Source organism: Pseudomonas sp. LBUM1672 (assembly GCF_059695655.1).
In genome coordinates, this window is sequence record NZ_CP166781.1 from 3457048 (window position 1) to 3480034 (window position 22987).

A 22987-nucleotide genomic window follows, 5' to 3' on the forward strand; every position below is an offset into this window, starting at 1 on the left:
GGAGTGAGCCTGCTCGCGATGGCCGCGCCTCGGTCCGAAGCCTTAGAAACAGGTTTCCATGGTTTCGATGACGTTCAACTGCTCATCCACCAGACACCCCGTGCGCCATTTGTCGAACGTCAGGCACGGGTGCGACGTGCCGAACGAAATGATGTCGCCCACCCGCAACTCAACCCCCGGCGCGACCGTCATGAATGCATGCTGGTCCATCACCGCCGTCACTTTGCAGGTGCTGACATCGTCGCCATTCGCCGGCACGACGCCGGCCTTGTAACGTAGCAGCGGCACTGGCAAGCCCGCGTCGTAGGCCACATCGCGCTTACCCAGGGCAATCACCGCGAAACCCGGCTCCGGCAACGACTGCACATGCGCCCAGACTTCCAGCGCCGGGCGCAGGCCCTCGTGCAGATCGCTGCGGCGGTCGAGCACGCAGCATTGTGCTTCTTTGTAGATGCCATGGTCGTGAGCCACGTAGCTGCCGGGGCGCAATACGCTGAGGAAACGTCCACCCGCGTTCTGCGCTTCGAAGGACTCAGCGATCAAGTCGTACCAGGCCGAACCCGAGGCGGTGATGATCGGCTTGGGAATCGCAAAGGCGCCGCTGTCCTGCAACTGCACGGCCAGACGCACCAGGGACGCAGCGAATTCACGAATGCCCGTGACCGCATGATCACCATGGATCACACCTTCGTAGCCTTCGATACCGGTCAGCGCCAACGCCGGTTGCGCATTGATGGCTTTGGCCAGAGCGATGACTTCATCTTCAGTGCGGCAACCGCAACGCCCGCCGACCACGCCGTACTCGATCATCACGTTCAGGCGCACACCGCGCGAGGCGAAATACGCGCCGAGGTCAGCGACGTTGTCCGGGTGATCGACCATGCAATGGAAGTCGAAGGTCGGGTCCGCCAGCAAATCGGCGATCAGCGCCATGTTCGGCGTGCCGACCAGTTGGTTGGCCATCAGCACCCGACGCACGCCATGGGCATAGGCCGCGCGGGTTTGCGTGGCGCTGGCCAGGGTGATACCCCAGGCGCCGGCGTCCAGTTGGCGGCGGAACAGCGCTGGGGTCATGCTGGTTTTGCCGTGGGGCGCGAGTTCGGCGCCGCTGTTGCTGACAAACGCTTGCATCCAGCGAATGTTGTGCTCCAGCGCTTCGCGGTGCAGCACCAGCGCAGGCAGGCTGACGTCGCGTACCAGGTTGGCGCCGGTCTGGGCAAAGCCCTTTTCCACGGCAGCAGTATGTTGGGCAGAAGACATGGTCGAACTCCTCACAGTCGCGGCTGCAGCCAGCCGCTGTTATTCGTTGATACGCCGGGCCAGGCTATTGGCGCTGTCGATCAGCACCCGGCGATAGTCGTCGTAGTTGTTCTTGGCGTCGTCCCGCGGGGCGACGATGCACAGGGTCGCAATGGCCACGCCGCTGGGGTCTTTGACCGGGGCGGCGAAGCAATGGGTGAAGGTGTCGGCGACGCTATCGAAGGAGAAAAAGCCATCGATATCAGCCTGACGGATTTCCTTGAGAAACTGCTCCAGCGGCAGCCGGTCGCCGTCGGGCAGGATGAAGTCGTCGTGGTCGATCAGGTCGACGATCTCCTGATCGCTCAAGTGCGCCAGCAGCAGGCGCCCGGATGCGGTCCAGGGGATGGGCGCGTTCTCACCTATGTCCGAGGAAATGCGGAAATGCCGCTCGCCCTCCTTCATCAGCGCCACGGTGTATTTGCGCCCGTTGAGCAGGCACATCTGCGCGGTTTCGTGGGTCTGGCTGACGATTTCCTGCAAGGCGTGATCGGCCTCACGGGTCAGGTCGAAATGGCGCAAATGTGCCTGCCCGAGGAAGTACAGCTGACGGCCAAGGTAGACGTGACCGTCCTTGCCCACGGGCTCGAGAATGCGTCGTTCCAGCAGGGAAGCAACCAGCTCGTAGATCGTGGATTTCGGGCTGTCGATGCCGCTGGCGATTTCATTCGGACGCAGCGGTTTTCCGACTTCCTTGAGGAAATCGAGGATATCGAACGCCCGGTCCAGACCGCGAGCCCGGCGCTTGATGGTGTCTTCGGTCATGTCAGTGGTTCCCATTAAAGTGCCGGGAGTTTAACCAGAGTGTGGTGGTGACTGTTAGGGCGCCTTCGCGGGCAAGCCTCGCTCCTACAGGTGAATGCGGTCTCATGTAGGAGCGAGGCTTGCCCGCGAAGAAGTCACCGCAAATCTCAGGCCTTTTTCTTGTATGCGATGCAGTCGATCTCGACCTTGCAGTCGACCATCATGTTCGCCTGCACACAGGCCCGGGCCGGTGCGTGTTCACTTTTGAAGTACTCGGAAAACACCTTGTTGAAACTGGTGAAGTCCCGCGGATCCTCCAGCCACACGCCAGCACGCACCACGTCTTCCAGGCCATAACCGGCCTCTTCGAGAATCGCGATCAGGTTCTTCATGGTCTGGTGGGTCTGCTCGACGATGCCGCCAGTAATGATCTCGCCGTCCACCGCCGGCACCTGCCCGGAAACGTGCAGCCAGCCATCGGCTTCAACGGCTCGGGCGAAAGGGCGAGGCTGACCGCCAGCGGCGGTGCTGCCGGTGCCGTAACGAGTAATGCTCATGAGTGTTTCTCCTGATTGAAAATGATGTTTAAAACCGCGTGTTCTTGAGAAATTCTGCCAGGCGCGGTGATTGCGGGCGTTCGAACAGTTCCTTGGGAGGCCCCTGCTCTTCGATCCGCCCCTGGTTCATGAAAACGATTTTGTCCGATACCTCGAAGGCAAAACGCATCTCGTGGGTGACCAGCAACATGGTCATGCCCTCATCGGCGAGGCCCTTGATGACGTTCAGCACTTCGCCGACCAGCTCCGGGTCGAGGGCCGAGGTCACTTCGTCGAACAGCATCAGGCTCGGGTTCATCGCAATCGCCCGGGCAATCGCCACGCGCTGTTGCTGGCCGCCGGACAACTGACCGGGATAGTGATCACGGCGTTCCAGCAAGCCGACCCGCTCCAGCCATTTTTCCGCCAGCGCCACGGCTTCGTCCTTGTGCAGCTTCTTGACCTTGAGCAAGCCGAGGGTGACGTTCTGCAACGCAGTCAGGTGCGGGAACAGGTTGAACTGCTGGAACGCCATGCCGGTCATGGCGCGATGCCGGGCGATGACTTTTTCTGCGTGACGCACGCGTTTGCCGTTGACCTCGTCATACCCGATGGACTCGCCATCGAGCATGATCTGCCCGCCCTGGAATTCTTCGAGCATGTTCACGCAACGCAGCAACGTGGTCTTGCCCGAGCCGCTGGAGCCGATCAGCGTGACCACGTTGCCGCGCTGCATGGTCAGGTCGACGCCCTTGAGCACTTCAAGCTTGCCGTACTGTTTATGCAGGCCGCGAATGTCCAGCAAGGCCTGGTTTTGTGTCGAAACTTGAGGTTGAGTCATGGCAAGGCCACCCGCTTTTCAATGTGCCGGCCGAGTAATTCGATGGCGTAGTTGATGACGAAAAACAGAAATCCGGCGAACAGGTAAAACTCCAGCGTCATGAAGGTACGGGCGATGATCTGCTGCGTGCTGAGCAGCAATTCCGCCACACCGATGACCGACAGCAAGGTCGAAGCCTTGACGATCTCCGTGGACGAGTTGACCCAGGTCGGCAGGATCTGCCGCAACGCCTGGGGCAACAACACGTAGCCGAGCGCTTGATAAAACGTCAGGCCAATCGCCTTGCTCGCTTCCATCTGACCGCTGGGCAACGCTTGCAACGCACCGCGCACAATCTCCGCGACGTGGGAGCCGCAAAACAGCGTCAACCCCAAGGCGCCGGCCTGAAACGCACTGATCTGCCAGCCCAGTGCGGGCGCCATGTAAAAGCAGGCCAGCACCAGCACAAACACCGGCGTACCGCGAATGATGTCCACGTAAAACCGGAACGGCGCGCGCATCCAGAACTTGCCGTAAGTCAGCACCAGGCCGGCGACAATGCCGACCAGCGTGCCCAGCAAAATCGCCAGGGCAGAGACCTGCACACTGGTCAGAAAGCCTTGCCACAACACTTCGCGGGCAACCCATAACTCATGCAACCAACTGGGTGATTCGTACATGGGGCCTCCTATCGGCGGATCGCCAGACGCTGCTCGAGGTAACGCAGCATCATGGCAATGAGGTAACAGGCCGCAACATAGAGCGCTGTGGTCACCATCCAGGTTTCAATCACCCGGTAGCTCTCGACATTGATCTTGCGCGCGTAATAGGTCAGCTCCGGCACCGCAATCGCAGCGGCCAGCGAGGTGTCCTTGAACAGCGAGATGAAGTTGTTCGACAAGGCTGGCAGCACGTTGCGCAGCATCACCGGAACGGTGACGTAGGCCTTGACCTGCCACTCACCGAGCCCGATGGCCAGCCCTGCTTCACGTTGTCCTTTCGGGATGCTCAACAAGCCGCCGCGGAACACTTCAGTCAGGTACGCCCCGGCATACAGCGACAGGGTGATGATGAACGACGGGATCTTGTCCAGGCGGATCCCCAGGCTCGGCAAGGCAAAGTAGATCAACAGAATCAACACCAGAATCGGCGTATTACGGATCACCGTCACATACACCGACGCCAGCACCCGCAATGCACGGTGCTTCGAGAGCAAAGCAAACGCCATCATCAGGCCGATCACGCAACCGATGGCGATCGACACCAGCGCCAGTTCGAGGCCCAGACCGAGCCCCGCCAGCAAGGTGTCGAAATCGCGCCACACGGCGGCAAAGTTCAACTGATAGTTCATGGTCAGCAGTACCTTGAACGGGGCGATGCATCACCGCCCCGCTCTCACGGGATCATTTGAATTCGACAGGGAAACCGATGGCTGGCGACGGCAGATCGACACCGAACCACTGCTTGAAGGACGCCGCGTAAGTCGGGAACTCAACGCCGGTCATGGCTTCATGCAAGGTGGTGTTGACGAAGTTCAGCCAGTCCTGATCGCCGCGTTTGACCGCGCAAGCGTAGGTCTGTGGGCTCCAGGCGTAAGTCGGGCTGCGATAGCGGCCAGGGTTCTGCACCATCAGGTATTTCACCGACGACTGATCGGTGGCAGCGGCGTCGGCACGGCCGGAGTTCACGGCCTGATACATCAGGTCCACGCTGTCGTACTGATCGACCTTGGCTTTAGGCAGTGCCTGGTGCACCAGCTCTTCGGCGTACACGTTCTGCAGCACGGCCACGGTGACGCTGTCGTTCGCCGCTTTGAGATCTTCGATTTCCTTGTACTTGCTGTTGGCCGGCAACAGCAGGCCGACGCCTTCGCGGTAGTACGGCAAGGTGAACGCCACCTGCTGGGCGCGGCTGGCAGTCACGGTGATGAACTGGCAACTGATGTCGACCTTGTCGGTCAGCAGGTTGGGAATCCGCGCATCGGAGGACTGCACCACGAATTCAACTTTGGTCGGATCGTTGAACAACCCCTTGGCAATCATTTTCCCGATATCGATATCGAACCCCTGCAACTTGCCATCCGCTCCCTGGAAGTGCCACGGCGCATTGGTACTGCCCGTACCCACAATCAGTTTCCCACGGGACAGCACGCTATCGAGCTTGCTGTCCGCCGCCTGGGCCACGCCCATGGCAGCAGCCGAAGCGGCGACAAAAAAAATACACGCTTTGAACAAAGAAGGTCGGCGATGCATGGCAAGCACTCCAGGGTGATGTTTATTCCGCTATACCGGACGTTGGTATGTAACAACGGAATAGACAGCAGAAAGTGTGCCACAGGATCGGCGCGGAATCCTAGGGTGAGGTAAAGCTAATGAATTCAACCGGATAGTTAATATTCAAGTTGAACGGCTGCATTGCGCCGTTCGTGGGAAAGCGCTACCCCAAGCAACAAGTTGGGTAACAAGGCCACATTTGGGTGCGTTGTCACCCACTCAGAAGCGAGCGCGAACGAGGAAGAAATACCGATTTTCACGGTGCCGTTCGTCTGGAAGTGCGCTTTACCTGTCAGATCTGACAGTTGTGGTGACGCTGATATCAGCGCTCAATCTCTTCACCGTCGCCCGGGCGTATGCCAAGTGATGGAACACCGAATTGATGTATTGCCACTGACAGGAGTTTTTAAATGTCCCAACAATCCGAAAAAGATAATTCCAATTTACTGCTCAACGGTAATTTCCTAAACGGCGGTACGCACTGGAATCCTAACTCGCAAGCCAAAGTCAGGTTTGAAGAGGGTCACTGTGCCTTGCAGGTCGGCGCCCTGATTACTCAACGCGTCAAAATCAACGCGGAAGGTGATTTCGAGTTTTCCGTGCGAATGAAAACGGACGGCGGTTCCGCGTGTCGAGCAACATTGGAGTTGCTGCCTTCAAATCAAACCGTTCATCTCAACATTGGCGGCGGCACTCCATGGACGAAGCAAGAACAGATTGTCAACGCGCCTGCTGGCACCACCGAGATGATTGTAACGTTGAGCGCAAACGATGGTACCCAAGGCGAGTTTGGGTCCTGTTTTGATTTTGCTTTGCTCATTCCTTTATCAAACTGAGCAGCTCTAACCGGGCTGGCCATCGATTGGTGATCAGCCGAGGTTCACTCCCCCGCTAAAATAGTCCTTGTGCGTTTGTTGAATAAAGAGATTTCAATGCGCTCGATAACTGCCCACAACGCAATGCCCCTGGTCTACCGCAAATCCCTGAAAACCTGGCGTCCAGTGATTTTGTACTTCGGCAGTCAGCACTGTCCGGCCTGCGATTGGGCCGGGCCGATCTTCCGCCAGATCGCCGAGTCTTATCGGCATCACGCGCACATCTACATGCTGGACACGGGTGAATCGCCTCGACACCCGTGCGTCACCGGGACACCGACCGTGCTGTTTTACAAGGACGGGAAGCTGCTGAAAAAGCTCAAGGGCATCGGCACTGAACAAACCCTGCAGGAAGACTTCGCCAGGCACATCGGAAACGTGAGACCGGCAACGGTGGCCCGTAAACCGGCTCACGATCTGGCGTGGTTACGCCAGACCCTTCGCAGACTGTGCACTGTTCCTCGGGCGCGAACGTTGATGGGGGTTTGAGAGGATCGTTCCCACACGTGGGAACGATCTAAACAGCGCGCACCAGCAACACCCGCGTCACCCGCCGCTCCTCGACCGACGCCACCGTGAGCCGCCAGCCTTCCCACTCGTGGCTGTCACCGATCATCGGCAGGCGATCCAGCAGGCTGACCACCAGCCCGGCCAGGGTTTGATAGTCATCGGTAGGCTCTGCCGCAAAACCGGTCCGCTGTTGCACCCGCGCCAGGTTCAACGCGCCGCTGACCATGAAACCACCCTGCTCCTCGACCACATCCGGGCCCTCGATTTCGCTGGCGTCCGGCAACTCGCCGGCAATCGATTCGAGAATGTCAGTCATGGTCAAGACACCGACAAAGTCACCGAACTCATTGACCACGAACGCAATGTGAGTCGAGGCTTTGCGCATCTGTTCCAAGGCATTGAGGATCGAGTAACTGTCCAGCAAATTGATGGTCTTGCGAGCCAGATACTCAAGACCTGGCTGGTTACCAGCCAGGTATTCCTTGAGCAACTCCTTCTTGTGCACGAAGCCCAGCGGCTCATCCACCGCACCATCGCGAATCAGCGGCAGGCGTGAATAGGACGAATTCATCAGGCGCGTGCGAATGGCTTCGGCATCATCAGACAGGTCGATGTGATCCACATCAGCGCGCACGGTCATCAAGGTGCGGATCGGTCGCTCGGCGAGTTGCAGCACACCACTGATCATCACCCGCTCGCGACGGTCGAACAGACTTGTGCTCGGTGCTTCACCGTTGTCCAGCATGTCGGCAATCTCCTCGCCAACCTCTTCCACCGCGAGCGTGCGACCACCCAGCAAACGCATCACGGCGTGGGCCGTGCGCTCACGTATCGGTCGCAGGCCCTGCACCGATTTTTTACGGCGAGCCCGGGCAATCTGGTTGAAGATCTCGATCAGGATCGAGAAACCGATGGCCGCGTACAGGTAGCCCTTCGGAATGTGGAACCCCAAGCCTTCAGCAGTCAGCGCGAAGCCGATCATCATCAGAAAGCCCAGACAGAGCATGATCACTGTCGGGTGTTCATTGACGAAACGGGTCAGCGGCTTGCTGGCGACGATCATCAGGCCGATGGAAATAATCACCGCGATCATCATCACGGCCAGTTCATCGACCATGCCCACAGCGGTAATGACCGCATCGAGGGAGAACACCGCATCGAGCACCACGATCTGCGCCACGATCGGCCAGAACATCGCATAAACCGCATTGGAAGCGCGCTGGCCGACATGGCCTTCGAGTCGCTCGTGCAATTCCATGGTGGCCTTGAACAACAAGAACACACCACCGAACAGCATGATCAGGTCACGGCCGGAGAAGCTCTTGTCAAACACCTCAAACAACGGCTGAGTCAGGGTCACCAGCCACGAAATACTCGCCAGCAGGCCCAGGCGCATCAGCAACGCCAGGGACAAACCGATGAGTCGCGCACGGTCACGTTGCTCGGGCGGCAGCTTGTCGGCCAGGATGGCGATAAACACCAGGTTGTCGATGCCCAGCACCAGCTCCAGCACAATCAAGGTCAATAGCCCCAGCCATGCGGTGGGGTCAGCTATCCATTCCATAAAAACGTCTCGATCTCTTCAGTAAATTCAGAAAGCCGGGCACGGCAAGGCGCGACGCAGAGGCCGTGGCGGTGAAGTGACAAGGGGATTCGGAAGTCGGAAAACCGGATGTTTCGCGTGCATCAAGACCGCGTGGAAGCGCGAGGAGAAAGGATAACCGGGAGGCTCCAAAAGGGTGTTCATGCAAGTCCTGAAAGGAATATGGCCTTGGATCGTACAGGCGAAAGCGACATTTCCTACAGTTGGAAATCATTACAAAAATTGTAATCAGCGCTTTTTGACTTGCTCGATGTACCTGACCACCGCTGCCGACTTCTCGAACCGCCGATGAATCAACGACAACCACGATGTCGCCTCGCAGCCCTTGATCGCCCGGTACAACACACCCGGCAATCCGACATGCCCGACCACCGACTCCGGCACCACCGCCACGCCCTGCCCCAACGACACCAGCGCAATCACCGCCACCAGCCCGCCCGGCTGCGCACCCAGTTTCGGTGCAAACCCGCCCTCGGCGGCGACTTGCAACGTCCCGCTGATTTGCTCCGGCAGGATGAACGTCTCGCTTTGTAGATGCTCGGGACTGATGTCCGGCAGATGACACAGCCAGGACTCGGTGGACAGCGCCAGCACGAAGCCTTCCGAATTCAGGCGAATGGCCTCCAGGCCGTCAGGCAGAGTCATGGGCGAGCGGACGTAACCAATGTCGAATCGTCCCTCGACCACCATGGTCGGCAATGACGCCATGGGGCTTTCCCGCACGTTCAGGCTGACGTCCGGGCACTCGCGACTGAAGGCCTGCACCTGCCTTTGCAGCACCCCCGAGTACACCGCCGACGCCACGTAACCCAGTTCGATATGACCGATATCGCCGCGTCCGGCGCGCTGGGCATTTTGCTGGGCGTACTCGAATTGCCGCACCGTCGCCTCGGCTTCGATCATTAGTGCAGCACCGGCCTCGGTCAGGCTGACTTCACGGGTCTGGCGCACGAACAGTCGCGTGCCGAGTTCGTTCTCCATGTCCTGGATCTGTCGAGTCAGCGTCGGAGGCGCGATACCGAGTTGTTCGGCGGCGCGAGTAAAGTTGCCTTGCCGGGCAACGGCCAGAAAGTAGCGGAAATGCCGTATGTCCATGGGTGCATTAGCTCAAAGGTAATGAAATCCCGATAACAGGCTAATAAAGCCTGTAATCGATCGCGATAAGCTCAGTGCCAATCACAGTAGAGAGCCAACCTCATGTACGTCAAACCTCTTTTCGCTGCCGCCGTCATCGATCTTGCCCAAAAGGCAATCACACCATGAGCCGGGTCAGTCCACGCCTGACACTGCTGACAGCCTCCGGCGTCTGCTCGCTGATCGTGCTCGACACCAACATCGTCGCCGTCACCCTGCCGACCATCGCACGAGACCTGGGCGCGAACTTTGCCGACATTGAATGGGTAGTCAGCGCCTACATGCTGGCGTTCGCAGCGTTGTTGTTGCCGGCAGGCAGCATCGCCGACCGCTTTGGCCGGCAGAAAACGCTGCTGTGGGGCCTGGGCATTTTCATCCTCGCCTCCATCGGTTGCGGAGCGGCGCCCACGGCGTTGTTCCTCGACATCGCGCGGGCGGTCAAGGGTGTCGGCGCGGCCTTATTGTTGACGTCGGCGCTGGCCTCCATCGGCCACACCTTTCACGACGAAGTCGAACGGGCCAAGGCCTGGGCGTTTTGGGGCGCGTGCATGGGCGTGGCGATGACCGCCGCGCCGACGGTCGGCGGGGTGATCACCGAATATGTCGGTTGGCGCTGGATCTTCTACCTTAACCTGCCGGTGGGCGCGTTCCTGATGTTCATGGTCTGGCGCGCCGTGCCGGAATCCCGGGACACCCAGTCGGCGCGCCTCGATCCTTGGGGCAGCCTGGCGTTCAGTGCGAGTTTGCTGTGCCTGATCTGGGGCTTGATCGAAGCCAACCGGATCGGCTGGAACAACCCGTTCACCTACGCTCGGCTCATCGGTGGCGCCCTGCTGTTGGGATTGTTCGTGCTGATTGAGCGGATGCAGCAGCGGCCGATGGTCGACCTGCAATTGTTCAGGCATCCGCGTTTCATCGGCGCCCTGCTCGGCATGTTTGCCTACGCCGGTTGTGCCCAGGTGATGATGACGTTGTTGCCGTTCTACCTGCAAAACGGCCTGGGCTTTTCGGCCATCGCGTCGGGGCTGGGGATGTTGCCGTTTGCCGTGACCATGTTGATTTGCCCGCGCATCGGCGCTCGGCTTGCCCATCGATTTGCCCCTGCGACGCTGATGGCGGCCGGTTTGACCCTGGTCGGCAGCGGTAACCTGCTGAGCGCCTGGGCCGTCAACAGCGGCGGCTACCTGCCCTTCGCTCTGGCCATTGCCGTGACGGGCGCCGGGGCCGGCCTGCTCAATGGCGACACGCAAAAAAACATCATGGCTTGCGTCCCCCGCGAGCGCACCGGCATGGCCTCGGGCATGAGCACCACCATGCGTTTCAGCGCGATCGTGCTGGGCATCGGTGTCTTTGGTGCGTTGCTGTCCAGCCACACCGAATTGCTGTTGCGCACCAGCCTGTCGACGCAGGGCACGCAATGGCTTGGCCAGACCCAGGGCATTGCCTCTCGGGTGGTCGCCGGTGACATGACGGCAGCGATGAACCTGCTACCGGAAACCGCGCGTGCGTTGGTCGAGCCGCTGGCACGCCAGGCGTTCGTCGGTGGCTTCAGCCTGCTGCTTTTGGTCGCCGGTTTGTTGGCCTTGCTGGGGGCGTTGGTGGTTGGCACGCTGATGCGCAATCCGATCCCGGCGCAAAAAAGTTTTTCCCTGGGCCTGGAATAAACCTCGACGGGGCTCGTCGTACTGCCACTGAAATCGTTCAGTAGCCACTACGAGAGCCCCATCATGAAACGCATTCTGTCCGCCCTGTTTCTCATCAGTCTGAGCGGTGTTGCAGCGGCCGCTTCCGTCGATAATTCCAGCACGCCGAAAGTCGAGGACTATAAGTATTCGACCCCGCTTCATATCGCTAAAGTGCTCAACATGACCAGCAGCGATGGGTGCGGTCCCCTGCCTCGGGAAATGACCTACATTGATACTGCGGGCACCACTCACGTCCTGCGTTACCAGGCCTTTGGCGAAAACTGCCTCGGTCAGAACTAATGCTTCATCGACGCCAGCACCCGCTCGGCATTCTCACCGCAGGCCATCCCTTCGGGCCGTGCCTGGATGTTCTCGATCAACCCCAGCAACTGCGCCTTGCTCTGAGCCAGGTGCAGTTGCATCGCTTCGATCTGTTCGACTTTGCGCCCTAGGCTCGCCACCAGTTCATCGTGCTTGAACTCACCCGTCACCGTGTCCGGCAACAATAACTTCAGCTCTTCAAGGCTGAATCCGGCCTGCTGCGCGCACTGGATGATCTTCAGGGTTTGCAGGACTTGCGGTGGGTAACGCCGGTAGCCGTTGGCCAGGCGTTCCACTTGCCGGATCAGGCCTTGAGCCTCGTAAAACCGAATGCGCGACGCGTTCAACCCGCTCAACTGCGCCAATTCACCAATCTTCATCTCGGCCTCATTTGCCTGCTTGACATTAAAGTTAACTTTAAGCTTAGCCTCTACGCATCACTGATGAGGAGTCAAGCATGTCGCCTTTCCAAACGCTGAATTTGCCCAACGGCCAGACCCTCGGCAATCGCATCGCCAAAGCCGCGATGGAAGAGAACCTCGCGGACACCGGGCAAGCACCGTCCAGCGCGCTGTTTCAGCTGTATCAAGCCTGGGCCGAGGGCGAAACCGGCCTGTTGCTGACCGGCAACGTGATGATCGATCGCCGCGCCATGACCGGCCCCGCAGGCGTGGTGCTGGAAGACGAACGGCATCTTGAGCAGTTCCGGCAGTGGGCGACCATCGGCCGATCCGGCGGTGCGCACTTTTGGGTGCAGCTCAATCATCCTGGCCGGCAGACCATGGCCAACCTCGGCCAGCAAGCCTGGGCACCGTCGGCCGTGGCGCTGGACCTGGGTTCGTTCTCCAAGATGTTTGCCGAACCCAAACCGATGTCGGAAAGCGATATCGCCGAGGTCATCCAGCGCTTCGCCACCAGTGCTGCACTGGCGGAAAAAGCCGGCTTCACCGGCGTGCAGATTCATGCCGCGCACGGCTACCTGCTCAGCCAGTTTCTCTCGCCATTGACCAATCGCCGCACGGACCGTTGGGGCGGTTCCCTGGAGAATCGCGCCCGTCTGCTGCTGGACGTGGTCAGCGCCGTTCGCCAGGCCGTGTCGCCAGAGTTTTGTGTGGCGGTAAAACTCAACTCGGCGGACTTCCAGCGCGGCGGTTTCGACGCCGACGACGCCCGGCAAGTGATCCTGTGGCTCAACGATCAGAACATCGATTTGCTGGAACTTTCCGGGGGCAGCTACGAAGCGCCGGCCATGCAAGGCGAAGCCCGCGACGGCAGGACCTTGGCGCGGGAGGCGTACTTTCTGGAAATGGCCGGCGAACTGGCCAGCGTCGCGAGTATGCCGGTGATGGTGACCGGTGGGATTCGACGCCTGGCCATCGTCGAACAGGTGCTCGATAGCGGCATCGCCATGGCCGGTATCGGCACGGCGCTGGCCATCGAACCGCAGCTGGTCAGGCGCTGGCGCGAAGGCCAGGACAGCCATCCGCAATTGCCGCCGATCCGCTGGAAGCGCAAACCGCTGGCGGCCCTGGCGAGCATGGCCGTGGTGAAATTCCAGCTGCATCGCCTGAGCCGTGGGCGCAAGACCCGGCCACAGGTTTCGGCGATATGGGCGTTGATCCTCGATCAGTTGTACATCGCCCGGCGCACGCGTCAGTACCGGCAGGCGATGGGCAAGTAATCACACATCCGGGTGAGTCATGGTTGCCACCGTGTTGTCCTCTTTTAATCGCGAGGACAATTCATTCATCAGTGGAGCACCCCATGGCGAAAATCAACCTTGCCCAACAACTGGCAACCACCCTTGAACAGGCCGGCGTCAAACGCATCTGGGGCCTGACCGGCGACAGCCTTAACGGTCTGACCGAGGCCCTGCGCACTATGGACAGCATCGAGTGGATGCACGTGCGCCACGAGGAAGTCGCCGCGTTCGCCGCCGGTGCCGACGCGGCGGTGACCGGACAACTGGCGGTGTGCGCCGGCAGTTGCGGGCCGGGCAATCTGCACTTGATCAACGGGCTGTACGATTGCCACAAAAACCATGTGCCGGTGTTGGCCATCGCCGCGCAGATTCCATCCTCAGAAGTGGGCCTGAACTACTTTCAGGAAACCCACCCGCAGGAACTGTTCAAGGAATGCAGCCACTTCGTCGAACTGGTGAGCAATCCGGCGCAGATGCCTCAGGTGCTGCATCGGGCGATGCGCAGTGCCATCCTCAATCGCGGCGTCGCGGTGGTGGTGATTCCCGGTGACGTGGCGCTGCAGGAAGTCGAAGACAACCTCAAGCCCTGGCCGGCGCTCTCAAAACCGCGCACCCTGCCCGCGCCTCAGGACCTGGATCGGCTGGTCGAATTGCTGAGCCAAAGCAAAGCCGTGACGCTGATGTGTGGCGCCGGCTGCGCGGGTGCCCACGATCAGGTGGTGGCGTTGGCTGACGCCCTAGGCGCGCCGGTGGTACATGCGTTGCGCGGCAAGGAGCACGTGGAGTGGGACAACCCGTTCGACGTCGGCATGACCGGGCTGATCGGCTTCAGCTCCGGTTATCACGCCATGCTCAACTGCGACACGCTGGTGATGCTCGGCACTGACTTTCCCTATCGCCAGTTCTATCCCACCGACGCCACCATCATTCAGATCGACCACGACCCGCAAGCCCTCGGCCGGCGCACTACGCTGGATCTGGGCATCGCCGCCGACGTTAGCGAAACCCTCGCCGCGTTGCTGCCGCACCTGCCTTATCAGGGCGACCGCAGCTTTCTCGAGTCATCCCTCAAACACTACCAAAAGGCGCGTCAGGGCCTGGATGACCTGGCTCAACCGTCGGCGCCGGGTCGGCCGATTCATCCGCAATACCTCACTCGCCTGCTCAGCGAGCTGGCCGATGACGATGCAATCTTCACCGCCGACGTGGGCACGCCGACGGTCTGGGCCGCGCGCTATCTGAAAATGAATGGCCAGCGCCGACTGCTCGGCTCGTTCAACCACGGCTCCATGGCGAACGCGATGCCTCAGGCCATCGGCGCGCAAGCGGCGTTTCCCGGGCGACAGGTGATTTCGCTGTCCGGCGACGGTGGTTTCAGCATGCTGATGGGGGATTTCATCTCGCTGGCGCAACTGAAGCTGCCGGTGAAAATCATCGTCTACGACAATGCCTCGCTCGGCTTCGTGGCGATGGAAATGAAATCCAGCGGACTGCTGGACACCGGCACCGACCTGCACAACCCCGACTTCGCCGCGATGGCCAACGCCATGGGCATTCTGGGGATTCGCGTCGAGGAATCCGAGGCGCTGGAACCGGCCTTGCGCCGGGCGCTGGCCCATGACGGGCCGGTGCTGGTGGACGTAATAACGGCGACCCAGGAACTGGCGATGCCGCCGTCGATCAAGCTGGAACAGGCCAAAGGGTTCAGTTTGTACATGCTCAAAGCGGTGATGAGCGGGCGTGGGGATGAGGTGATTGAGTTGGCGCGCACGAATCTGTTTCGCTGACGCGCTGAAACCGTGTCGCCCCCATCGCTAGCAGGCTAGCTCCCACAAGGATCTTCGTCATAAGGAGATCCAATGTGGGAGCGGGCCTGCTCGCGATGGGGCCAGTGAGGCCAACGATTACTGCCCGGAAAAACGCAGTCGCGACAACTGCCGCAAATTCCCCTCAACATAATAATCATCAGTCCAACGGTCATCCGCCGCCAACGGCTTGACCTGCTTGAGCGCCAGTTTTTTCGCGTAATAGCGAAACCGGTAATGCTCATAAAACCGCAGCAATTCCAGACCATAACGGTCCGCCAGGTCAGTATCGCCGCGGATGATCAGGTAGTTTTCGTCATTGCTGTGACTGGCTGCCGCACTGAGGTTATGGCTGCCGCTGATGATCGTCGGCGAATCGCTAGTGAAATCCGTGACGATGGCTTTGGTGTGCACCAGCAGGTTGCCCTTCTGGCCTTCCTTGCTTTCCAGGAGCCAACCTTCCAGGCCGGTATTGAGCAGCGCAACCGTGGTGAACTCGGCGGTGCGGTCGGCGTGAAATCCGGTGATCTTGCTCGCGGAGTTTTGCAGGCCATAGCGCAAAATGTCGTCGTGGGGTTCGCCGAGTAACGCATTGAGGATGGCGTCGGGCAAGGTGAACGCGGTGACGAACAGCAGGTCTTTTTTCGCCGCATTGATGATGTCGACGAACTCATGCAAGTCGCCCTGACCCGAGCGCGGGGAAAAACCGGCGAACATCGGTTGCGTCGGGTCCATCGGGTTGTGTTGCGTGATCCATTTCCGCGTGGCACCGACATCCGCCGGTGTGTTCCAGACCTGCTCGAACATTTGCAGGTAGCTGGCGCCGACCCGATGATCGTCCAGCACATGCACCACGTTGGCCTGGCGGTAAATGCCGTTGGGTGTGAAGTTGGTGCTGCCGCAGAGCACGGCTTCAGGCTGGCGCAGACCCGCGCCGTCGAGCCGGCTCAGGACCATAAACTTGTTGTGAAAAATACTGTGGGTGACCCGCCCGCGCTTGTTCGCCGCCGGGATCTTTTCCAGGCTCGCCTCGTTCAGGGCGGTGGTGTCTTCGTCCGGTTGCGCGTGATAGAGGACGCGAACCTTTACGCCACGCTCGTGCGCCGCGTTCACCGCCTCGACAATCACCGGCAACTGGTACTCGTAGATGGCGATATCCAGTGCCCACTGGCCATCGACGGCCCGCTCGATAAACCCCAGCAAACGCCCGAGCAGCCCGTTCTCCAGCCACTGGCGCGGGGCATCGGGCCAGGCTTCGATGGGCAGTCTGTCTTGGCCGCTGAGGAGTGTGTCGAGCTCGGGAAACTTGCGCTGGAATGCCTGGCTGGCAGCCACGGCGCGGTTGAAATTGACGCTTTGGTTGCCGGGATGACCGTCATCGGAAACGACCGTCACCTCCAGGAACTCACCCAGTTGCGGCGCATCGACGCTGCCGTAAGCCAGATAGATTCGGTAATGGATGGTCAGCCCCGGATTGACCGCGTAATCGGCCCAGCGAAATTTCTGCAACGGCGCGATATCGCTCGGGGTGGCGCGATATTGGGGGAAGGTATGGGCCTTGCCCGGGAACGTCAGGCTATTGAACAAAAACAGCCAGGGCTTGCTCCCCTGCTGTTTTTCGATGGCGAAACCCAGCATTCCTTTGCGACGGGGTTCGGCCACGTCCATGGCCAACAGCACACCATTGGTGCCGGCGTAGGCTTTGACGCGGAAGTCGTTCTGGGGGTTGACGGCCAGTACGCGCATGATTCATTCCTTTGATCGAATGCATTCAGAGCATAGGGGAGCGATGCGGATTCGCCATGAATATCCGGAATCGAGGTGATGCCTTCGCGAGCAAGTCCGCTCCCACAGGGTTTGTGAACGCCACAGGTCCCCTGTGGTCGCGGGCTTGCTCGCGAAGGAGCCCTTGCAGACAACACAGTCCTCAGCCTGAAACCAGCGCATCAATGTGCCGATAATCCGCCTGCAACTCTGCCGCCATCTGTCTGGCCCGCCCTAATCGAATCGGCCCGCGCTCGATATCAATCAATAATCCCGGACAATCCAGAACCGGCAACCCCGGCCATTCCTTCAATCGCCCATCGGTCACCAGCAGCAGCCTTTGCTGTTCCGCCGGAAAGCGTTTTTGTCGCGCCGCAAGCCAGCGCCCCGCTTCGCCCAGCGCAGCCAACATCGGCGTACCGCCGCCCGCACCCAAGCCATCGAGCCAGGCACGCAACCCCGTCGACGCTTTCAAGCCTTGCACCTGCCACTTCGGCGCCTGGCCGCTGGCGGTCAGCAAAGCCAGGCGCGCGCGCTGTCGATACGCATCGTCGAACACTTGCGCGAGCAACCCCTTGGCATCGCTCAATGCCTGATGACGGCGAGTCGAGGCCGATGCGTCAACGATCACCAGCCACAGTTCATGAGGGCAACGGGTGCGCAGGTGGAACAGCACATCGCTGCGCTGACGCGGCCGGCCATTGAGCAAGGTGCCGGGCCAGTTGATCGAGCCGCTGCGCGCGGCGTGGCGCTTGCCCTGTTTACCGTTATCCAGCCGTCCTGCGCGGGGTCTGGCATTCGCCCCCGCGTCAGATCGAGGGCGAATGCCTAGGGCTTTTTTGGCCAGCTCGGCACTTCACGGCGGGCGCCGACCGGCAGCGCCTGAGCGGGCATTTCACCCCATTGGCCCTGGCCCTCGCTCGGGCTGGAAGACTGCGCCGAGGGTGACTGATTGTGTTGCGGCGCCGGAGGCGATGGCTCGCGACGGCGATGACGCAACGCGAACTCGGCAACGGCGTCGATATCGTCCTCGCTGATCGCACCCGCGCCTCGCCAAGCGGCGTGGGCCCGGGCCGCGCGCAACCAGACCAGATCGGCGCGCAGGCCATCGACACCGGCGGCAAAACAGCGCTCGGTGATCTGCGCCAGTGCTGCATCATCCAGAGGGATGCTTGCCAATGCGCTGCGCGCCTTCTGGCAACGTTCTCGCAACGACTGTTGCTGGCTTTCCCACTCGACGCAGAAACCTTGGGGATCGCTGTCGAAATCCAGGCGCCGACGGATGATCTGCCCGCGTTCGGCCGGTGCTGTATGACCACTGAGGGCGACGTTCAGGCCAAAACGGTCGAGCAGTTGCGGACGCAGCTCGCCCTCTTCCGGGTTCATGGTGCCGATCAGGACGAACTTCGCCGAATGCCGATGGGAAATGCCGTCGCGCTCGATCAGGTTGGTGCCGCTGGCGGCCACGTCGAGCAGCAGGTCAACGAGGTGATCGGGCAGCAGATTGACTTCATCTACGTACAGCACCCCGCCGTCGGCCTTGGCCAATACGCCGGGGGAAAATTGCGCGCGGCCTTCGCTCAGGGCGGCGTCGAGGTCGAGGGTGCCGACCAGCCGTTCTTCAGTGGCGCCCAGAGGCAGCGTGACGAATTGACCGCTGGCGAGTAGATCCGCGAGACCTCGGGCCAGGGTGGATTTGGCCATGCCGCGCGGGCCTTCGATCAGCACGCCGCCGATTTTCGGGTCGATGGCGGTCAGATAGAGGGCGAGTTTCAGATCGTCGGCGCCGACCACGGCGGAGAGTGGGAAATGGGGGGTGTCGGTCATCTTCAATACTCAGTCATGGTCGGTAAAAGCGATCTCAAGAACATACTCCAAACCTGTGGCGAGGGAGCTTGCTCCCGTCTGGCTGCGAAGCAGCCGTAGATGCTGACACTAAGCAATGCCTGAAAAAATGTGCATTCAGGTTTTAGGGCTGCTGCGCAGCCCAGCGGGAGCAAGCTCCCTCGCCACAGATCCATTTCAGCTGTCTTCTTCTATGTCCAGCAACAGGTTTTCCAGTGCCTCGCGATACGCGCCCGGCTCCTGCCACATCCCCCGCTGTTGCGCCTCGAGCATGCGCTCGGTCATGTCGCGCAGCGCGTGGGGATTATGCTCGCGGACAAAATCCCGGGTCGCCGGATCGAGCAAATACGCATCCGCCAGCAACGCGTATTGATGATCGTCGATCAGTTGGGTCGTAGCGTCGAACGCGAACAGATTATCCACCGTCGCTGCCAATTCGAACGCGCCTTTATAGCCGTGACGTTTCACGCCGTCGATCCACTTCGGATTCGCCGCCCGGGAGCGGATCACCCGATTCAGCTCTTCCTTCAAAGTGCGAATCTTCGGCAAGTCTGGCTGACTGTGATCGCCATGGTAACTGGCCGCCGCTTCGCCGCTGAGGCTTTCCACGGCGGCGAGCATGCCACCCTGGAATTGGTAATAGTCGTTGGAATCGAGCAAATCATGCTCGCGGTTGTCCTGGTTTTGCAGCACAGCCTGAACCTGGCTCAGGCGCTGGGCGAATTGTTCGCGAGCGGCGGTGCCTTCATCGGACCCGCCGTAAGCGTAGCCGCCCCAATTCAGGTAAACCTCGGCCAGGTCCTCGCGGCTTTGCCACAAGCGACCGTCGATGGCGCCTTGCACACCTGCGCCATAAGCACCGGGCTTGGCGCCGAAGATGCGCCAGCCGGCCTGGCGCTTGGCCGCTTCTTCATCAAGGCCCGCCTGGATCAACGCTTCACGCTCGGCGCGTACTTTGGCGGCCAACGGGTTGAGGTCGTCCGGTTCGTCCAGCGCAGCGACCGCTTGCACGGCGGCGTCGAACAGGCGGATCAGGTTGGCGAAGGCATCGCGGAAGAACCCGGACACGCGCAAGGTCACGTCCACGCGCGGGCGGTCGAGCAGGCTCAGCGGCAGGATTTCAAAGTCGTCGACCCGTTGACTGCCAGTGGCCCAGACCGGGCGCACGCCCATCAAGGCCATGGCCTGGGCAATGTCGTCGCCGCCGGTGCGCATGGTCGCCGTGCCCCAGACGGACAGGCCGAGCTGGCGCAGGTGATCGCCGTGGTCCTGCAAATGCCGTTCGAGAATCAGGTTCGCCGACTGGAAACCGATGCGCCAGGCGGTGGTGGTTGGCAGGTTGCGCACGTCCACCGAATAGAAATTGCGCCCGGTGGGCAGCACGTCCTGACGACCGCGACTCGGCGCACCGCTGGGACCGGCCGGGACGAAACGACCGCTCAGGGCATCGAGCAGGCCGCGCATTTCTGCGGGGCCGCAGGCATCCAGACGCGGGGCGACGACTTCGCACAGGCTGTCGAGGATGGCGCTCACTTCAGACCAGGGTGCCTCCTGTGGGAGCGGGCTTTTGTGGCGAGGGGATTTATCCCCGTTGGATTGCGTAGCAGTCCCATTTTTTGGGGCCGCTTCGCAGCCCAACGGGGATAAATCCCCTCGCCACAGAAGCTTGTTCTCACGGGGTTCGGCGTCGGTATCCAGAGTATGCGCGATGAGTTGGGCGGCGAACAGTTCGAGGCGTTCGCGTGTGTCACCAGTCGTGCGCCACACTTCATCAGTAACGCTCAGAAGTTCAACGGGGCGCGGTCCGGTCCATGGCTCGGCCAACGCGCAATCCAGCGGATCAAACCCCAACTCGAACGCCTTGGCCAACGCCCGCAACAGACTCGATTGCGCCCCACGACCATCGCCACGGGGGATCCGCAACAGCGCCAACAACGTATCAATGCGCAAACGCCCGGTCGGCGACTCGCCAAAGATGTGCAAGCCATCGCGGATCTGCGACTCTTTCAAGTCGCACAGGTACGTGTCCAGCCGAGGCAACCAGATCGCCGCATCGGCGTCGCTGTTGAGCTTTTCGTCCAGTTGCAGTTCACGGTCGATGTGCGTGTCGCGCACCAGTTGCAGGATGTCGCGCTGCAACTCCCGGGCGCGGCGCGGATCGAGCAGCTGCGCTTCGTAATACTCGTCCGCCAGCAACTCAAGGTTGCGCAACGGGCCGTAGGTTTCGGCGCGGGTCAGCGGCGGCATCAGGTGGTCGATGATCACCGCCTGGGTGCGACGCTTGGCCTGGGCGCCCTCGCCCGGATCGTTGACGATGAAGGGATAGATATTCGGCAACGGCCCGAGCAGCGCATCCGGCCAGCAATTTTCGGAGAGCCCGACGCCTTTGCCCGGCAGCCATTCAAGGTTGCCGTGCTTGCCGACGTGAATCACGCCGTGGGCGCCATAGGTGTTGCGCAACCAGAAGTAGAACGCCAGGTAGCCGTGGGGCGGTACCAGATCCGGGTCGTGATACACCGCGCTCGGGTCGACCTGATATCCCCGCGCCGGCTGAATGCCGACGAAGGTCAGGCCAAAGCGCAGCCCGGCGATCATCATGCGTCCGTCGCGGCACATCGGATCGCTGTCAGGCGTGCCCCAGCGCTCCAGCACGGCTTGCTGATTGGCTTCGGGCAAGGCCTTGAACATCGTCCGATAGTCGTCCATCGCCAGGCTTTGCTGACAGGGACGCTGATCAATCGTGTCGAGGTCGTTGCTGACGCCGCCGAGCAATTGCTGGATCAACGCAGTGCCGCTGTCCGGCAACTCGGCGGGCAGCGGATAGCCTTCGGTGTGCAGCGCACGCAGGATGTTCATTGCAGCAGCCGGGGTGTCGAGGCCCACGCCGTTGCCGATGCGCCCGTCGCGGGTCGGGTAGTTGGCGAGGATCAGCGCGATGCGTTTTTCGCTGTTTGGCACCCGCGCCAGATCGATCCAGCGCCGCGCCAGTTCGGCGACGAAATCCATGCGTTCCGGTTGCGCCCGATAGCACACCACGTCCGACTGACTGCGCTCACTGCGCCACGCCAGGTCCTTGAAGCTGATCGGTCGGCTGATGATCCGTCCGTCCAGCTCCGGGAGCGCGATGTGCATCGCCAGATCACGCGGGCCGAGACCTTGTTCGCTGGCGAGCCAGCCCGGCTCGTTGTCCTGGGCGCAAATCGCCTGGATCACCGGAATGTTGCGGCGAAACGGCCGCAAATGCGGCGCTTCAGGGCTTGATTGCGCGAAGCCGGTGGTGTTGAGAATCACCGCCGCCTCGACTTCGTCCAGCAGGTCCTCGACCACCGTCAGGCAGCCGGGTTCTTTCAAACTGGCCAGCGCAATCGGCAACGGATTCAAACCCGCCGCCTGCAAACGCTGGCAGAAAACATCGATGAACGCAGTGTTTGCCGCCTGCAAATGCGAGCGATAGAACAGCACCGCCGCCACCGGTTGACCGGCCTGCCAGTCGGCTTGCCAATCGCTCAGTTCAGCGGGGCTTTTTTGTGGATGGTAAATCGCTGTGCGCGGCAGGGTTTGCGGCTCGGCCCAGGCGTAGTCGCGATCCAGCCAGCGATTGGCCAGACAGCGGAAGAAATCCAGGGCATTGGCCATGCCGCCCTGACGCAAAAACTGCCAAAGCCGGTCGCGGTCTTCGGCTATCGCGGTGCTCAGGTCACTGAGCTCCGGGTCCGGACGATCATCGCCGGGCACCAGAATCAGTTGCACACCACGTTGGGACAGCTCCACCAGACGCTCGACACCGTAACGCCAATAGGCGATGCCGCCGTGCAGCGAAATCAGGATCACCTTGGCATGGCGCAGCACTTCGTCGACATACAGGTCGACCGAGGCGTGATTCTGCACCTGCATCGGGTTGGCCAGACGCACGCTGGGGTAATCGTCGGGCAACTGCTGCGCCGCTTCGGCGAGCAACGCCAGGCTGGAATCGCCGCTGCACAGGATCACCAACTCGGCGGGGGTTTGTCCAAGGTCGGCAATGTTGTCATCCGACACGAAACCGCCGGGCTGGGTCCTGAGCAGGTGCAT

The 22987-nt window shown here is 61.0% G+C and carries 20 protein-coding genes; 6 read left to right on the forward strand and 14 right to left on the reverse strand.

Annotated elements, in window-relative coordinates:
• Positions 1 to 42 precede the first annotated feature (42 nt).
• The 7 genes from ACA053_RS15675 to ACA053_RS15705 all read right to left on the reverse strand — a co-directional run bounded on the left by ACA053_RS15675 (position 43) and on the right by ACA053_RS15705 (position 5651).
• The gene (locus ACA053_RS15675; protein ID WP_497393022.1) at positions 43 to 1260 is read right to left on the reverse strand and encodes an amino acid deaminase; all 1218 of its coding nucleotides are present in this window, start codon (positions 1258 to 1260) and stop codon (positions 43 to 45) included.
• A gap of 39 nt (positions 1261 to 1299) precedes the next feature.
• Complete coding sequence (locus ACA053_RS15680) at positions 1300 to 2064, reverse strand: IclR family transcriptional regulator (protein ID WP_109632048.1); 765 nt, start codon at positions 2062 to 2064, stop codon at positions 1300 to 1302.
• Between the two features lie 146 nt (positions 2065 to 2210).
• Positions 2211 to 2600, reverse strand: coding sequence for a RidA family protein (locus tag ACA053_RS15685; RefSeq protein WP_497293752.1), 390 nt, complete (start codon positions 2598 to 2600; stop codon positions 2211 to 2213).
• A 28-nt stretch (positions 2601 to 2628) separates the two neighbouring features.
• Positions 2629 to 3420 (reverse strand): amino acid ABC transporter ATP-binding protein, encoded by a 792-nt coding sequence (locus tag ACA053_RS15690; RefSeq protein WP_497311679.1) that lies wholly within the window; start codon positions 3418 to 3420, stop codon positions 2629 to 2631.
• On the reverse strand, positions 3417 to 4079 hold the full coding sequence (locus tag ACA053_RS15695; protein WP_109632052.1) for an amino acid ABC transporter permease: 663 nt from the start codon (positions 4077 to 4079) through the stop codon (positions 3417 to 3419). The genes ACA053_RS15690 and ACA053_RS15695 overlap by 4 nt, the downstream gene beginning before the upstream one ends.
• Positions 4080 to 4087: 8 nt before the next feature.
• Positions 4088 to 4750, reverse strand: coding sequence for an amino acid ABC transporter permease (locus ACA053_RS15700; RefSeq protein ID WP_109636084.1), 663 nt, complete (start codon positions 4748 to 4750; stop codon positions 4088 to 4090).
• 52 nt (positions 4751 to 4802) lie between these two features.
• The gene (locus ACA053_RS15705) at positions 4803 to 5651 is read right to left on the reverse strand and encodes a transporter substrate-binding protein (RefSeq protein WP_497311680.1); all 849 of its coding nucleotides are present in this window, start codon (positions 5649 to 5651) and stop codon (positions 4803 to 4805) included.
• 431 nt (positions 5652 to 6082) lie between these two features.
• On the opposite strand from ACA053_RS15705, the gene ACA053_RS15710 reads away from it, so the two are divergent.
• Together ACA053_RS15710 and ACA053_RS15715 are read left to right on the forward strand one after the other, a co-directional pair.
• Complete coding sequence (locus ACA053_RS15710) at positions 6083 to 6508, forward strand: hypothetical protein (protein WP_497311681.1); 426 nt, start codon at positions 6083 to 6085, stop codon at positions 6506 to 6508.
• Between the two features lie 96 nt (positions 6509 to 6604).
• Complete coding sequence (locus ACA053_RS15715) at positions 6605 to 7036, forward strand: thioredoxin family protein (RefSeq protein ID WP_497311682.1); 432 nt, start codon at positions 6605 to 6607, stop codon at positions 7034 to 7036.
• Positions 7037 to 7064: 28 nt separating this feature from the next.
• Here the strand turns inward: ACA053_RS15715 and ACA053_RS15720 are convergent, their stop codons facing one another.
• Together ACA053_RS15720 and ACA053_RS15725 are read right to left on the reverse strand one after the other, a co-directional pair.
• Positions 7065 to 8621, reverse strand: a complete 1557-nt coding sequence (locus ACA053_RS15720; RefSeq protein ID WP_497311683.1) for a TerC family protein — start codon at positions 8619 to 8621, stop codon at positions 7065 to 7067.
• A gap of 267 nt (positions 8622 to 8888) precedes the next feature.
• A complete protein-coding gene (locus tag ACA053_RS15725; protein ID WP_109632061.1) occupies positions 8889 to 9755 on the reverse strand; it encodes a LysR family transcriptional regulator in 867 nt (288 codons plus the stop codon).
• Between the two features lie 164 nt (positions 9756 to 9919).
• On the opposite strand from ACA053_RS15725, the gene ACA053_RS15730 reads away from it, so the two are divergent.
• Both ACA053_RS15730 and ACA053_RS15735 read left to right on the forward strand, forming a co-directional pair.
• The gene (locus tag ACA053_RS15730; RefSeq protein WP_497393024.1) at positions 9920 to 11458 is read left to right on the forward strand and encodes an MFS transporter; all 1539 of its coding nucleotides are present in this window, start codon (positions 9920 to 9922) and stop codon (positions 11456 to 11458) included.
• 63 nt (positions 11459 to 11521) lie between these two features.
• Complete coding sequence (locus ACA053_RS15735) at positions 11522 to 11779, forward strand: DUF2790 domain-containing protein (protein ID WP_109632065.1); 258 nt, start codon at positions 11522 to 11524, stop codon at positions 11777 to 11779.
• Here ACA053_RS15735 and ACA053_RS15740 read toward each other — a convergent pair.
• Positions 11776 to 12180, reverse strand: a complete 405-nt coding sequence (locus ACA053_RS15740; protein ID WP_109632067.1) for a MerR family transcriptional regulator — start codon at positions 12178 to 12180, stop codon at positions 11776 to 11778. The two genes, ACA053_RS15735 and ACA053_RS15740, sit on opposite strands and share 4 nt — an antisense overlap.
• 77 nt (positions 12181 to 12257) lie before the next feature.
• On the opposite strand from ACA053_RS15740, the gene ACA053_RS15745 reads away from it, so the two are divergent.
• The gene (locus ACA053_RS15745; protein ID WP_497393025.1) at positions 12258 to 13481 is read left to right on the forward strand and encodes an NADH:flavin oxidoreductase/NADH oxidase family protein; all 1224 of its coding nucleotides are present in this window, start codon (positions 12258 to 12260) and stop codon (positions 13479 to 13481) included.
• Between the two features lie 83 nt (positions 13482 to 13564).
• Positions 13565 to 15289, forward strand: a complete 1725-nt coding sequence (gene poxB / locus ACA053_RS15750) for a ubiquinone-dependent pyruvate dehydrogenase (protein WP_497311688.1) — start codon at positions 13565 to 13567, stop codon at positions 15287 to 15289.
• A 117-nt stretch (positions 15290 to 15406) separates the two neighbouring features.
• Here the strand turns inward: poxB and ACA053_RS15755 are convergent, their stop codons facing one another.
• The 4 genes from ACA053_RS15755 to cobN all read right to left on the reverse strand — a co-directional run bounded on the left by ACA053_RS15755 (position 15407) and on the right by cobN (position 22987).
• Positions 15407 to 17053: a phospholipase D-like domain-containing protein gene (locus ACA053_RS15755; protein ID WP_497393026.1), complete on the reverse strand. Its 1647-nt coding sequence runs from the start codon at positions 17051 to 17053 to the stop codon at positions 15407 to 15409.
• 181 nt (positions 17054 to 17234) lie between these two features.
• On the reverse strand, positions 17235 to 17846 hold the full coding sequence (locus ACA053_RS15760; RefSeq protein WP_109632076.1) for a vWA domain-containing protein: 612 nt from the start codon (positions 17844 to 17846) through the stop codon (positions 17235 to 17237).
• Between the two features lie 53 nt (positions 17847 to 17899).
• On the reverse strand, positions 17900 to 18898 hold the full coding sequence (locus ACA053_RS15765) for a magnesium chelatase ATPase subunit I (RefSeq protein ID WP_497393027.1): 999 nt from the start codon (positions 18896 to 18898) through the stop codon (positions 17900 to 17902).
• A 195-nt stretch (positions 18899 to 19093) separates the two neighbouring features.
• Positions 19094 to 22987: a cobaltochelatase subunit CobN gene (cobN, locus tag ACA053_RS15770; RefSeq protein ID WP_497393028.1), complete on the reverse strand. Its 3894-nt coding sequence runs from the start codon at positions 22985 to 22987 to the stop codon at positions 19094 to 19096.

Bases quoted from the DNA above. Each gene is read 5' to 3' on its own strand.
- ACA053_RS15695 (WP_109632052.1), bottom strand. From the start codon at position 4,079: ATGTACGAATCACCCAGTTGGTTGCATGAGTTATGGGTTGCCCGCGAA.
- poxB (WP_497311688.1), top strand. From the start codon at position 13,565: ATGGCGAAAATCAACCTTGCCCAACAACTGGCAACCACCCTTGAACAG.
- ACA053_RS15735 (WP_109632065.1), top strand. From the start codon at position 11,522: ATGAAACGCATTCTGTCCGCCCTGTTTCTCATCAGTCTGAGCGGTGTT.
- ACA053_RS15685 (WP_497293752.1), bottom strand. From the start codon at position 2,600: ATGAGCATTACTCGTTACGGCACCGGCAGCACCGCCGCTGGCGGTCAG.
- ACA053_RS15730 (WP_497393024.1), top strand. From the start codon at position 9,920: ATGAGCCGGGTCAGTCCACGCCTGACACTGCTGACAGCCTCCGGCGTC.
- ACA053_RS15675 (WP_497393022.1), bottom strand. From the start codon at position 1,260: ATGTCTTCTGCCCAACATACTGCTGCCGTGGAAAAGGGCTTTGCCCAG.
- ACA053_RS15700 (WP_109636084.1), bottom strand. From the start codon at position 4,750: ATGAACTATCAGTTGAACTTTGCCGCCGTGTGGCGCGATTTCGACACC.
- cobN (WP_497393028.1), bottom strand. From the start codon at position 22,987: ATGCACCTGCTCAGGACCCAGCCCGGCGGTTTCGTGTCGGATGACAAC.
- ACA053_RS15755 (WP_497393026.1), bottom strand. From the start codon at position 17,053: ATGCGCGTACTGGCCGTCAACCCCCAGAACGACTTCCGCGTCAAAGCC.
- ACA053_RS15680 (WP_109632048.1), bottom strand. From the start codon at position 2,064: ATGACCGAAGACACCATCAAGCGCCGGGCTCGCGGTCTGGACCGGGCG.
- ACA053_RS15740 (WP_109632067.1), bottom strand. From the start codon at position 12,180: ATGAAGATTGGTGAATTGGCGCAGTTGAGCGGGTTGAACGCGTCGCGC.
- ACA053_RS15715 (WP_497311682.1), top strand. From the start codon at position 6,605: ATGCGCTCGATAACTGCCCACAACGCAATGCCCCTGGTCTACCGCAAA.
- ACA053_RS15765 (WP_497393027.1), bottom strand. From the start codon at position 18,898: ATGACCGACACCCCCCATTTCCCACTCTCCGCCGTGGTCGGCGCCGAC.
- ACA053_RS15745 (WP_497393025.1), top strand. From the start codon at position 12,258: ATGTCGCCTTTCCAAACGCTGAATTTGCCCAACGGCCAGACCCTCGGC.
- ACA053_RS15690 (WP_497311679.1), bottom strand. From the start codon at position 3,420: ATGACTCAACCTCAAGTTTCGACACAAAACCAGGCCTTGCTGGACATT.
- ACA053_RS15705 (WP_497311680.1), bottom strand. From the start codon at position 5,651: ATGCATCGCCGACCTTCTTTGTTCAAAGCGTGTATTTTTTTTGTCGCC.
- ACA053_RS15725 (WP_109632061.1), bottom strand. From the start codon at position 9,755: ATGGACATACGGCATTTCCGCTACTTTCTGGCCGTTGCCCGGCAAGGC.
- ACA053_RS15720 (WP_497311683.1), bottom strand. From the start codon at position 8,621: ATGGAATGGATAGCTGACCCCACCGCATGGCTGGGGCTATTGACCTTG.
- ACA053_RS15710 (WP_497311681.1), top strand. From the start codon at position 6,083: ATGTCCCAACAATCCGAAAAAGATAATTCCAATTTACTGCTCAACGGT.